Origin of the sequence: Marinobacter sp. W-8 (genome assembly GCF_044342215.1) — a bacterium.
Lineage (GTDB): Bacteria > Pseudomonadota > Gammaproteobacteria > Pseudomonadales > Oleiphilaceae > Marinobacter > Marinobacter nauticus.
The window spans coordinates 964290-976388 of record NZ_CP172297.1 but is presented as its reverse complement, the minus strand read 5'-3'; the positions used below and the strand labels follow the sequence as shown (position 1 = coordinate 976388).

General features: G+C 59.1%; 8 protein-coding genes. 2 read left to right on the top strand and 6 right to left on the bottom strand.

From position 1 onward, the window contains the following. Positions 1-39: 39 nt before the first annotated feature. Positions 40-2685: a phosphoenolpyruvate carboxylase gene (ppc, locus tag ACF8YQ_RS04485; protein ID WP_396622697.1), complete on the bottom strand. Its 2646-nt coding sequence runs from the start codon at positions 2683-2685 to the stop codon at positions 40-42. Positions 2686-2787: 102 nt separating this feature from the next. Between ppc and ACF8YQ_RS04480 the strand changes: the two genes are divergently transcribed. After that, positions 2788-3024, top strand: a complete 237-nt coding sequence (locus ACF8YQ_RS04480; protein ID WP_011785702.1) for a hypothetical protein — start codon at positions 2788-2790, stop codon at positions 3022-3024. Positions 3025-3095: 71 nt separating this feature from the next. On the opposite strand, the gene ACF8YQ_RS04475 is transcribed toward ACF8YQ_RS04480, so the two are convergent. From ACF8YQ_RS04475 to cysM, 5 genes are all read right to left on the bottom strand, one after another. Next, positions 3096-3440, bottom strand: a complete 345-nt coding sequence (locus ACF8YQ_RS04475) for a pilin assembly protein (protein ID WP_396622696.1) — start codon at positions 3438-3440, stop codon at positions 3096-3098. Between the two features lie 148 nt (positions 3441-3588). Then, positions 3589-4428 carry a nucleoside triphosphate pyrophosphohydrolase gene (gene mazG / locus ACF8YQ_RS04470; protein ID WP_011785704.1) on the bottom strand — a complete coding sequence of 280 codons (840 nt, stop codon included), beginning with the start codon at positions 4426-4428 and terminating at the stop codon, positions 3589-3591. Beyond that, complete coding sequence (gene relA / locus ACF8YQ_RS04465) at positions 4425-6662, bottom strand: GTP diphosphokinase (RefSeq protein ID WP_396622695.1); 2238 nt, start codon at positions 6660-6662, stop codon at positions 4425-4427. The genes mazG and relA overlap by 4 nt, the downstream gene beginning before the upstream one ends. Positions 6663-6740: 78 nt before the next feature. Further along, positions 6741-8090, bottom strand: coding sequence for a 23S rRNA (uracil(1939)-C(5))-methyltransferase RlmD (gene rlmD / locus ACF8YQ_RS04460; protein ID WP_396622694.1), 1350 nt, complete (start codon positions 8088-8090; stop codon positions 6741-6743). Between the two features lie 26 nt (positions 8091-8116). After that, positions 8117-9010 carry a cysteine synthase CysM gene (gene cysM / locus ACF8YQ_RS04455; protein ID WP_011785707.1) on the bottom strand — a complete coding sequence of 298 codons (894 nt, stop codon included), beginning with the start codon at positions 9008-9010 and terminating at the stop codon, positions 8117-8119. Between the two features lie 215 nt (positions 9011-9225). Here cysM and ACF8YQ_RS04450 point away from each other — a divergent pair, with 215 nt between their 5' ends. Further along, entirely contained in the window at positions 9226-12096 is a 2871-nt protein-coding gene (locus ACF8YQ_RS04450) for an ATP-binding protein (RefSeq protein ID WP_396622693.1), read from the top strand. The last annotated feature ends 3 nt before the right edge of the window (positions 12097-12099 follow it).

Here is a 12099-nt window from a genome sequence, read left to right as displayed (position 1 = left end):
ATGGGCCGGGGCTGTCCGGCCCCGGCCTTATTATGCACCTTAACCGGTATTTCGCATACCGGCAGAAATTCCGGCCATGGTCACCTTCAGCGCCCTCTCGACCAATTCCGGCACCTTTCCAGCCCCCTCGCTTTCCCGGTCACGCCTGAGTAATTCTGCCTGCAGATAGTGCAGCGGATCAGTGTAGGGATTCCGGACTTTCATTGAATGGGCAAACACCGGCTCCTGCTCCAGCAGAGTCTGTTGCTGTTTAAGCTCCAGCAGACGCTCAATGCAGCCCTGCAAACGCTGCCTCAGGCTCTGGCCAAGCGCCAGCAGGTGCTCGTCCTCAACCAGGGTCTGTTCGTAATAGCTGGCAATACGCAAATCTGCCTTGGCGAGGACCATTTCCAGCATATCCACATAGGTGCGGAAGAACGGCCAGCCCTGCATCATCTCCCGCAGCTCTGGCAGGCGGTCCGCCTGGGCCGCCTCTTCGAGGGCAACATCACTGCCCAGCCAGCTGGGCAGCATCAACCGCATCTGGGTCCAGGCAAAAATCCACGGAATGGCTCTCAGGCTTTCAACGCCCCCTGTGGCCTTGCGCCGGGCCGGCCGGCTGCCAAGGGCGAGTTTACCCAGAGCCGTTTCCGGTGTGACCTGGCGGAAGTAAGGCACAAAATCGGGATTCTCACGGACCACCTCACGGTAGGACCGCAGCGAACGCTCGGTCAGCCAGTCCATCACCTCGCGCCACTCATCCTTTGGCACAGGTGGTGGCGCCAGGGTCGCCTCAATCACCGCGGTGGTGTACAGAGTCAGGCTCTGCACCGCCAGCCTCGGCAGACCAAATTTAAAGCGGATCATCTCGCCCTGCTCGGTAATCCGGAAGCTGCCGTTCACCGAGCCCGGCGGCTGGGACAGAATCGCCCGATTCGCCGGACCACCGCCCCGCCCCACGGTGCCGCCGCGGCCATGAAACAGTGTCAGATGCACTCCATACCGATTGGCCACTTCGGTCAGCTTCTCCTGGGCCTGGTACTGGGCCCAGGCCGCCATCAACTGGCCGGCATCCTTCGAGGAGTCTGAATAGCCGATCATCACTTCCTGGCGCCCGCTGCAGTATTCCCGATACCAGTCCACCTCGTACAGGGCCGCCATACTGTCGGGCGCACCCTTGAGATCATCCAACGTTTCGAACAGCGGTACGACGCGCATGGGGAACGCCATCCCCGCTTCCCGCAGCAGCAAAATCACGTTTAAAACGTCCGAGGGCTTGCTGGCCATGGAAATCACATAGGAACCCAGGGCTTCCGGTGTCTGGCCAGCGACCACCTCGCAGGTTGCCAGCACCTCGCGAACCGGCTCGGAGGGTTGCCAATTCCGGGGCACCAGGGGGCGCCGCCCTTTCAGTTCCTTGACCAGAAACGCCTGGCGCTCCTGTTCCGACCAGGACAGATAGTCACCCAACCCCAGGTAGTCCACCATCTCTGCCACCGCCTCGGCGTGGCGTGAGGCCTCCTGGCGGATATCCAGTCGGATCAGTGGCAGGCCGAAGGTATGAGCCCGGCGAATGGTATCCAGCAGCGGACCATTGGCAATGGCTTCCAGCCCGCACTCCATCAGGGAGCGATAGCACAATTCCAACGGCCCGGTGAGATCTTCGTTCTCGAACAGAATGCCCGAATCGTCTGCCGACTCGCCCTTGACGCTGGCTTCTGCCCAGTCCCGGGTCTTGATCAGGCGCTCCCTCAACTGGGCCAGCACCTGACGATACGGCTCCCGGGAATCTCCCACCTCGGCCCGCAATTCATCGCTTGCCTGCCACATGGAAAGCTCTGCTCTCAGCGCCTGGATATCGCGCAGATAGAGATCTGCGGCCATCCAGCGACCGAGCAGGAACACTTCCCGGGTCACTTCGTGGGTGACATTGGGGTTGCCATCACGGTCTCCCCCCATCCACGAAGCAATACGGATCGGCGACACCTGCAACGGAAGCCCCTGACCGGTCGCCTCCGACAACGAGGTATCCAGGCTACGGAGAAATTTCGGCAGCGCCTGCCAGAGACTGTTCTCGATAACGGCGAAGCCCCACTTGGCCTCGTCCACGGCGGTCGGCCTTTCATGCCGAATCTCGTCGGTATGCCAGGCCTCGGCAATCAACAGCGACAACCGGTCAACGATTTCCTCCCGTTCACCGGGCATCAGGTCGTCATGATCCAGCCTCGACAGGCAATCGGACATTTCATCGTACTTGAGGATCAATGTACGCCGGGCCACTTCGGTGGGGTGTGCGGTGAGCACAAACTCTATGCGTAAATCTACAACCTTCCGATGCAACTCTTGCGGGTCTATCCCCCCGGACTTCAGCCGATCAAACACGTCCCCCAGAGATTCCACCATCAGATCTGACGGATGCCCCTGCTTGCGACGAATTCCGTGGTACTGCTCAGCGAGGTTGGCAAGGTTGAGAAACTGGTTAAAGGCTCGGGTCACCGGTAACAGCTCATCATCGCTGAGCTGGCCCAGGAGCTTCACCAGGCGTTGTCCGGAACCGCTTTCCTGGCGCCGGTCAGCCTTGGCAGCGGCGCGGATTTCTTCAATGCGGTCGTAGCAGTCCTGTCCGGGGAATCGGAGTATGCTCTGGCCAAGCAGATCGCCCAGCAAACGTACGTTTTCTCGAAGATCCGGGTGCAGTTCGGTCACGGCAGGTTCCTTCTGAATTGACGGAAACAATCTAAACTTACGATACTAGGGAGCACTGCAGAAAGTCTATTGACGATTCAACCACTTCGCTCAGGAGCTGACATGAAAGTGACCGAACTGCCCCAGCATTGGGAAAAGGAAAAACAGGCCCAGGAGCGCAGCCATGAATACAACCTGCGCCTGCCTCTGGAAGATGCCGCACGGATTGCGGCCCTGGCGGAACTCTACCCGGACCGGAGCGAAAGTGAGATCCTGAACGACATGATTGCCGCCGCTCTGGACGACCTGATCAGCCAGGGCCCGCTGAAAGACCGATTGGCAGAACAGAAGAAGTCGTAATACAAACAACAACGCCGGGCTGAGCCCGGCGTTGTTGTTACAGAATCTATGGCAATGGGTGTTGGCAACCGTCAGGCAACCGACTCCAACTGGCGGGCCTTGAGGCGCTTGATGTGTTTCTGGCTCAGGGCAACGAATTGCGGCGTCAGGCCTTTGTCCTCATAGATTTCAAAGCCATCCTCGTCGTAAGCCACAACCTTCTCACCCTGAACGTAGGGGAAACTGGTTTCCAGCTCGTCGAGAGCGGCGGAGATCAGATCCCGCATCAGATCCTGAGTGGACTTCATCGGATACAGTGCCGCAAGCTTCTGCAAACGGTCATGATGCCGGTCAGCCAAAGACAGATAGGCGGCGTCCCGGGTCAGTCTTCCACGGCCGTGTTTATCCCAGTGCTTGACCAGATCTTTGATCTTCATGGTGCCTTCACTCCTGCATCTTGTTTGATGGCACAACGCACTTTTTCAGTGCGACTGTTCCCGGAAGTGTAGACGAAGAATGACAGGCCGGTGACGGAAAATTGGTAACGGATTGTACCTATCGGTGACGGTTTCCAGTTCCGCTTCCCTACTCCTTTTCCACCCCTTTCACGCTCTGCCACACGGCATCCAGCGCTTCCAGGGTTTCTTCATCCAGATTACGACCTTCTTTTTCCAGCACCCGCTCAATGGCACGGAACCGGGCATCAAACTTGTGATTGGTTCGCTTCAGGGCCTGCTCGGGATTTACCTTCAGGAAACGTGCCAGATTTACGCAAACAAACAGCAGGTCACCCAGCTCGTCCTCAACCGCATCCAGATCTCCGGTACCGGCCTCGGCCATTTGCCAGGCTTCCTTCAGCTCATCGATCTCTTCGTGAAGTTTGTCGAACACCGGGCCGATATCCGGCCAGTCGAAGCCATGCCGAGCCGCACGCCGTTGCAGTTTTTCCGCCCGGGCCATGGCCGGCAGAGTGCGGGCAATACCGTCCAGACGGCTGGCCGGAGTCTCCGCCACCGGCTTCTCAGCGCGCTCCTCGGCCTTGATGCGCTCCCAGCTTTCCTTGATCCAGGCTTCATCGGGTCGATTATCCGGATCGATACGGCTCTCCAGTGTGCCCCCCGGAAACACGTGGGGATGGCGCCGAACCAGCTTGCGAACCAAGTGGTCAACAATGCCATCAAACTCAAAGTGTCCGGTTTCTTCTCCCATGCGGGCATAGAAGATGACCTGGAAAAGAAGATCTCCCAATTCGTCTTTCAGATGTGGGAAATCCTCCTGCTCGATGGCATCAGCGACTTCGTAAGCTTCTTCAATCGTGTGAGGCACGATGCTGGCAAAGGTCTGTTTGGTGTCCCAGGGGCAACCGGTGTCCGGATCCCGGAGCCGGGCCATCAGGTATTTCAGATCTTCGATGCTGTAACTCATCCGCGCTTCCGCCTTACGTCGATGATGTTCGGCAGGTTCCGAATCTGGGCCAGCAGCCGCGCCAACTGCTCCAGGCTGGAGATTTCCACCGTCACCCGCATAGTGGCCGTGTTCTCGTCTTTGTTGGTCACGGTGTTGAGAGACAACACATCACTGCGGGACGAAGACAGCACCTGGGTGATGTCACGCAGCAGACCGGATCGATCGTAGGCCTCAATTTCTATATCCACCGGATAGACCGCCGCGGGCTGCCCGCCCCAGTTCACTTCAATGATGCGGTTCGGTTCAAATTCCCGCAGGTTCAGGAACGTGAGGCAGTCCTGGCGGTGCACGGTCACGCCGCGGCCCACGGTGATGTATCCCCCGATCGGGTCGCCGGGCAGCGGCTTGCAACACTTGGCCACCTGGGTTTTCAACTTGCCAACACCGAGTATCTGGATATCGGATTCAGTATCGTAGGGCTTTTTCCGGTTCGGGGTCAGCTTAAGATCCAGCTGTTCAGACCGGGGCTCCAACAGTTGCTGCGCTACGTTGGCCACATGGGTGGGCCGCAGATCTCCCGCCCCGATAGCGGCAAACATGTCATCGGTGCTGTGGTAGTTGACCTTGGACGCCAGCTCTTCCAGATCCACATCAAACAGCGACAAGCGCTTGAACTCATCCTCCAGGATAGCCCGGCCGTCAATGACGTTACGGTCGCGGTTCTGCTGTTTGAACCAGTGCGTCACCTTGGCTCGGGCCCGGGAGGTCTGGATGTAACCCAGGCTCGGGTTGAGCCAGTCCCGGCTGGGGGCCGGGTTATTCGAGGTCAGAATAAACACCTGGTCCCCGGTCTTGAGCGGGTAAGTCAGCGGAACGATGCGGCTGTTCACCCTGGCACCCCGGCAGGCATGACCAATTTCGGTATGCACGCGGTAGGCAAAATCCACCGGTGTGGCGCCCTGGGGCAGATCCACCACATGGCCTTCCGGCGTAAACACGTACACCCGGTCGGAAGCCACATCGGTTTTCAGATGATCCGCCAGGCCGGAAATATCGCCCAGTTCCTCCTGCCACTCCAGAACCTGGCGCAACCAGTTGATCTTGGCGTCGTAGCCGGTGGACTTGTTCCTGGTATCGGTGCCCTTGTACAGCCAGTGGGCACACACACCCAGCTCCGCTTCCTCATGCATGGCATGGGTGCGGATCTGCACCTCCATCACTTTGCCCTCCGGGCCGATCACCGCCGTGTGAAGTGACTGGTAACCGTTCTCCTTGGGGTTGGCAATATAGTCATCAAACTCGTTGGGAATATGGCGCCAGAGGGTGTGCACAATCCCCAGCGCGCCATAGCAATCACGCACTTCCGGCACCAGAATGCGCACGGCACGGACATCGTATACCTGGGAAAAATCGATTCCCTTACGACGCATCTTCCGCCAGATACTGTAGATGTGCTTGGCCCGCCCGCTGAGCTCGGCCTTGATACCGGAAGCCTTGAGCTCGGTTTGCAGGGTATCAATCACCCGGCGGATGTAGCTTTCACGGTCCAGCCGTTTCTCATCCAGCAACTTGGCGATTTTCTTGTACGCGGAGCCATGCAAGTAGCGGAACGAGAGATCTTCCAGCTCCCATTTGATGTGGCCGATACCGAGCCTGTGCGCCAACGGAGCATAGATGTCGAAGACTTCCCGGGCCACGCGCATGCGTTTTTCTTCCGGCGCATCTTTCACTGCGCGGATAGCGCAGGTGCGCTCTGCCAGTTTGATGAGCGCCACCCGAACGTCATCAATCATGGTGACCAGCATCTTGCGGACATTGTCCAACTGGCCTTCGCTCTGCCCCAGGACATTGCCCTTGAGCGGATGATGGATGGACGAAATCGCAGCCATCTGCTGCACGCCGTTAATCAGCCCCGCCACTTCATCGCCGAATTCCTTGCGAACCTCTTCAAGCGGCACCCGTTCTTCACGCACCGCCCGATAGAGCACGGCGGCAACCAGGCTGGCCTGATCAAGATGCAGCTCTGCCAAAACCTGCGCCATTTCCAGACCGGTCCGGAAACTGCTGGCTCCGGGCGCCCACAAACGGTCTTCCCTGAACGCCTGAACGGCGATCTGGGCGGCTTTCTCACAAGCCCGCCGAAGCTGATCCGGATCCTCGAGATGAGTCTGTTCAGCGATGTGCTGCACGCAGCGGTCTATATCGACCTCGCCGTCACCGCTGATCGAATAGTCTTCCCGAACTTTTACCATGGCAGAGCTTTACCCATTTGTTTTTCGGTTATTCTCACGGCCATCCTGGCCGTTCCGTTGCATACCCCCGAAACCCGGTCAGTCTGCGCTACGCTCAAACAACGCAATGGACTCAACGTGGGTGGTATGGGGGAACATATCCATCACACCGGCCTGTACCAGCCGATAACCATTGCGCACCATCACCCCGGCATCCCGCGCCAGGGTAGCGGGGTTGCAGGACACGTAAACAATGCGGTTGGCACCGAAAGCAGTCAGATACTTACAAATCTCCTCCGCGCCTGAACGAGGTGGATCGATCAGAATCTTGTCAAAACCCTCTTTTGCCCAGGATTGCCCGGTGAAATCCCCGTGCAGATCTGCCCCGTGGAATTCCACATTGGAGAGATCGTTCAGGCGGGCGTTTTCACGGCCGCGAACCACCATGGCATCGTCGCCTTCCACACCCACAACCTGCCCGCCCTTGCGGGCCAGTGGCAGTGTAAAGTTGCCCAGGCCGCAGAACAGATCCAGTACCCGCTCTCCGGGCTGGACGTCCAGCCACTCGACCGCACGGTGTACCATATTGCGGTTGATGCCGGCGTTCACCTGGGTAAAGTCCATGGGATGGAAGGCCATGGTGAGGTCAAACTCATCCATACGATAGGTCAGGCGTTCATCGTCCCGCCCGCCGGATTCCGGCCAGATCCGGTGCACGGTGTCCGGGCCCTTGGGCTGCAGATAGATATGCAAGTCATGGGCCTGACCAAAGGCGATCAGCTTTTCCCGGTCGTCCGGCACCAGGTCATCCATGTTCCGGAACACCATGGCAGCCGTATCATCGCCACAGGCCACTTCTACCTGGGCAATCCGGTCAAATGCCGCCATGCCATGTAGCAACTCCCGAAGAGGCTCGATTCGCTCACCGATCCGGGGATCCAGTACCACGCAGCGGTCAATGTCGGTCAGAAAGCTGTTGCGCTTCTCCCGGAAACCAACCAGCACCGACTCCCGGGCCTTCACATAACGTACGCCCAGCCGCGCCTTGCGACGATAGCCGAGGCTATCCGGAGAACGCATCGGAGCCACCCACTGCTCCGGTTCAATGCCCCCAAAGTGGGCAAAATGCTCGCGCAGGGTATTTTCCTTGAACCGTATCTGGGCATCGGCGCTCATGTGCTGAAGACTGCAACCACCGCAAAGATCGGCAAACTCACAGGGTGGCTGCTGGCGGTCAGGGGCTGTTTCCAGCACTTCGGTTGTGCGCAGCTCATCAAACCGGCTGCGGGTGCTGACCATTTTGGCCATCACGGTTTCGCCCGGCAGGGCTCCGTCAACAAACTGGGTTTTGCCATCAGCGCGGGCAATGCCCCGGCCATCGTGGCTCAGGGTCTCGATTTCACAACGCACGGGCTCCTTGGGCAGAACCTTGCGGCGACGCTTACTCATATAAAATTCTCTTGATTGGGGGCCACTCAGGCGCCGGGAAACACACCGGTGGAGAGGTAACGGTCTCCGCGGTCACAGATAATGGCCACGATCACGGCGTTTTCAACCTCACGGGACAATTTCAGGGCCGCTGCAATGGCGCCGCCGGAGGACACACCACAGAAAATGCCCTCTCGCTCGGCCAGTGCCCGCATGGTGTCCTCGGCTTCCTGCTGGCCAATATCCAGAACCTGGTCGACTCGGCTGGCATCGTAGATTTTCGGCAGGTAAGCCTCCGGCCAGCGGCGAATACCCGGAATTGACGCCCCATCCTCTGGCTGCAGGCCGATAATACGGATATCGGGATTCCGCTCTTTCAGGTAACGGGACACGCCCATGATGGTGCCGGTGGTGCCCATGGAGCTGACAAAGTGCGTAACTCGCCCGGCGGTCTGCTCCCAGATTTCCGGGCCCGTGGTGTGATAGTGGGCCGAAGGGTTATCGGCATTGCTGAACTGGTCCAGAACCTTGCCCTTGCCCTCGGCCTCCATTCGAATGGCCAGATCCCGGGCGCCTTCCATGCCCTGCTCACGGGAAACGTTCACCACCTGGGCGCCGTATGCACGCATGGAGGCCCGGCGCTCCTCACTCAGGTTATCAGGCATGATCAGCACCATTCGGTAGCCCTTGATGGCCGCAGCCATGGCCAGCGCGATACCGGTATTGCCGGAGGTGGCTTCAATCAGGGTGTCCCCGGGCTTGATCTCGCCCCGGCGTTCAGCCTCCTGGATCATGCTCAAAGCCGGCCGGTCTTTCACCGAACCTGCCGGGTTGTTCCCCTCCAGTTTTGCCAGGATGACGTTACTGGTGTCTCCCGGCAGACGCTGCAGACGCACCAGGGGTGTATGGCCGACATAATCTTCAATGGTGGGGAAAATCATATTGATACCCTGTGATACACTTTCGGATTCGAATCATACGCGTTATGGCCGCCTTGTCCCAATACAGCTTGTCGCTATATCCATGACCTGCGGCTATAACTGTTTCCGGGATAACGGCCACGGTTATATCATCGCCGTTCAGCTATGCTGACAAGGAAGTATCCACCAGCAGGCGTTCTCTGCCGGTGGACAAGGTAATTTTACAGGAACACGGTATGCGACGTTGGGGCATTCGCAAGAAAGTACTGGTGGTAACTCTGGTTCCCACCCTGCTCACCACGCTGTTGTTAGGGCTATTCTTTACCTACAGCTGGGTGAACAACATTGAGAACCTGCTGAAGGATCGCGGTGAGTCCCTGTCCCGACAGCTTGCCGCAGGCTCTGAATACGGCCTGTTCACGGCCAATCGCAGCCTGCTGAGCAGCCTCTCCAACGCCCTTCTTGAAGAACAGGATGTTCGCTCCATCACCTTCTATGGCAGCGATGGCCAGCGCATGCTTCATACAGGCCCGGGCAGCGCTGAAACCGTGGCGATGGCACCGCTGGAACCCAACCAGCCGATCCGGTTGACCCACGACAGCAGCACTCGTTTTGTCACGCCGGTTCACCTTCAGGATCTGATGATCGAGACCATGCTGGACCCGGACGCCCGCCAGTCTGCGGCGAAGCGCCAGGCCCCGCTGGGCTGGGTTGCCGTAGAGATGTCCCACGTCCGCACGGAAAAGGAAACCTACAAGGCGCTGCTGATCTCGCTGCTGCTGGTGATCGGTGGTGTCCTGCTCAGTCTTGCCATCGCGCTGCGGCTGAGCCGTGCCTTTACCGATCCGGTGTTCCAGCTCAACGAAGCCGTAGCCAAACTCAAGGAAGGCAAGCTCGACACCCGGGTTTACACCAGTGCCGGCCCGGAGTTCGAACAGCTGGAATCGGGGCTCAACGATATGGCCTCGGAATTGAGCAAGGCCCAGGCCGAAATGCAACAGAACATTGACCAGGCCACCGAAGACCTGCGGGAGACCCTGGAGACCATTGAAATCCAGAATATCGAACTGGACTTTGCCCGCAAGGAAGCACTGGAAGCGAGCCGGATCAAATCCGAGTTCCTGGCCAACATGTCACATGAAATCCGGACGCCGCTGAACGGCATCATCGGCTTCACCGAACTGTTGCTGAAAAGCCCACTGCCCCGCCAGCAGCGCGACCACCTGAACACCATCCGCAAATCCTCGGAAATCCTGCTGACCATCATTAACGACATTCTGGATTTCTCCAAGATCGAAGCCGGCAAACTGATCCTGGACCGCGTGCCGTTCCAGCTCCGGGATATCGTTGAGGAAGTGATGGTCATGCTGGCACCGGCGGCCCACGCTAAAAACCTGGACCTGGTGCCACTGGTCTACAACGATGTACCGGACAACATCATGGGGGATCCGCTGCGGGTCAAGCAGGTGATCACCAACCTGGTGAACAATGCCATCAAGTTCACCCAGACCGGCGAAGTGGTATTACGGGCGAGTCTGGAAGATGAAGATACCGAGCATAACCGGGTCACACTGCGCCTGAGCATAACCGATTCCGGCGTTGGTCTGTCACGTGCCCAGCAGCAGTCACTGTTTAACGCCTTCAGCCAGGCCGATGCCTCCACTGCCCGGCAGTATGGCGGTACCGGTCTGGGGCTGGCCATCTCCAAACGGCTGGTGGAAGAAATGGGCGGCAAGATCGGCCTGGAAAGCGAACTGGGCAAAGGTTCCACGTTCTGGTTTACCCTGACCCCGGAACTGTCCTCAACCGGCGACAGCTCCAGCCCCAAAGAGGCGCTCAGGGGCGAGAAAATCATCTATCTCGAACATCAGAAAACAACCGGACTGGCGGTGGAGCACCTGTTACGGGATTGGGGCGTGACCGTTGAGCGGGTTGCCTCGCCCGGGGCACTCCAGGAACAGGTAGAAGAGGCGCAACGGCGGCAGGAAGGCTACGCCGGTGCCATCATCGGCATTACCCGTCACCTGCTCAACTCCAGCCAGTACTGCAATCTGGTGCGCTCGCTGGAAGTGGAACGCGACTGCCGGACCCTGCTGCTGACGCCCACTCTGGAAACCCACGACACGCCGCTGTCAGGCCTGGCCAGCGGCCACCTGACCAAGCCGGTCTGCCGGGATGCCCTCTACGATGAACTGCTGCTGCTCATCCATGGCATTCAGTCGGGCAACCGAAGCACGCCGGAAGCCGCGCTGCCACTGCGGCAGGAGAGTGGTTCCGGCACGCCCCGCATTCTGGCGGTGGACGATAACGAAGCCAACCTGAAACTGGTGATGACCTTACTCAATGACTGCCGCCTGGAAGCCGAAGGTGCCTCCAGCGGGTTCGAGGCATTGACCAAGGTTCGTCAGAAAGCCTTTGACCTGGTGTTCATGGACCTGCAGATGCCGGGTATGGACGGCGTGGAAACCACGGCCCGCATCCGTGATCTGGACAGCGGCTCACACCACACCCCCATTATTGCCCTGACTGCCCACGCTCTGGCGGACGAACAGGAACGGCTGGCGCAACAAGGCTTCGACGGCTATATGCCCAAGCCGATCAGCAGCAGCCAACTGGTGGAACTGATTCGCGAATACACCGGCTACGACTGCACCAATAGCGCCGACCGCTTCCGGATCTCCGAAGTGCGGGATACCCGCCGAACACTGCGGCCGTCAAACCGCCGGATGCAACAGGACTGCGTCAGTGTAGAAGAGAGCATTCAACTGGCGGCGGGCAAGGCCGATCTGGCGGAGGAGCTGTTCAGCATGCTGCTGGAGCAGTTACACACCGATATCGACCGGGTTCAGGCGCTTTGGCAGACCGGTGACAACGAGCCCCTGCTTGAGTGCGTGCATAAGCTTCACGGGGCAACCCGGTACTGCGGCGTTCCCGAGCTGCGCACAGCCGCCAACCGGTTCGAGACCGCCCTGAAGTGCGAGGCACCGGATCGTGAGCTGTTGAAAGATCAATTGATCGCGGCCATGGAGCGGCTGCAGATCTGGAGTGAGCAGACCGACTGGCAGCAACTGTTCCGGGAACAGCAGCGCCAGCCGGAAACCACCTGATTG

Excerpts from the sequence above, each read along its gene's own strand:
- ACF8YQ_RS04480 (WP_011785702.1), top strand. The coding sequence starts at position 2,788 with ATGAAAGTGACCGAACTGCCCCAGCATTGGGAAAAGGAAAAACAGGCC.
- ACF8YQ_RS04475 (WP_396622696.1), bottom strand. The coding sequence starts at position 3,440 with ATGAAGATCAAAGATCTGGTCAAGCACTGGGATAAACACGGCCGTGGA.
- mazG (WP_011785704.1), bottom strand. The coding sequence starts at position 4,428 with ATGAGTTACAGCATCGAAGATCTGAAATACCTGATGGCCCGGCTCCGG.
- relA (WP_396622695.1), bottom strand. The coding sequence starts at position 6,662 with ATGGTAAAAGTTCGGGAAGACTATTCGATCAGCGGTGACGGCGAGGTC.
- rlmD (WP_396622694.1), bottom strand. The coding sequence starts at position 8,090 with ATGAGTAAGCGTCGCCGCAAGGTTCTGCCCAAGGAGCCCGTGCGTTGT.
- cysM (WP_011785707.1), bottom strand. The coding sequence starts at position 9,010 with ATGATTTTCCCCACCATTGAAGATTATGTCGGCCATACACCCCTGGTG.
- ACF8YQ_RS04450 (WP_396622693.1), top strand. The coding sequence starts at position 9,226 with ATGCGACGTTGGGGCATTCGCAAGAAAGTACTGGTGGTAACTCTGGTT.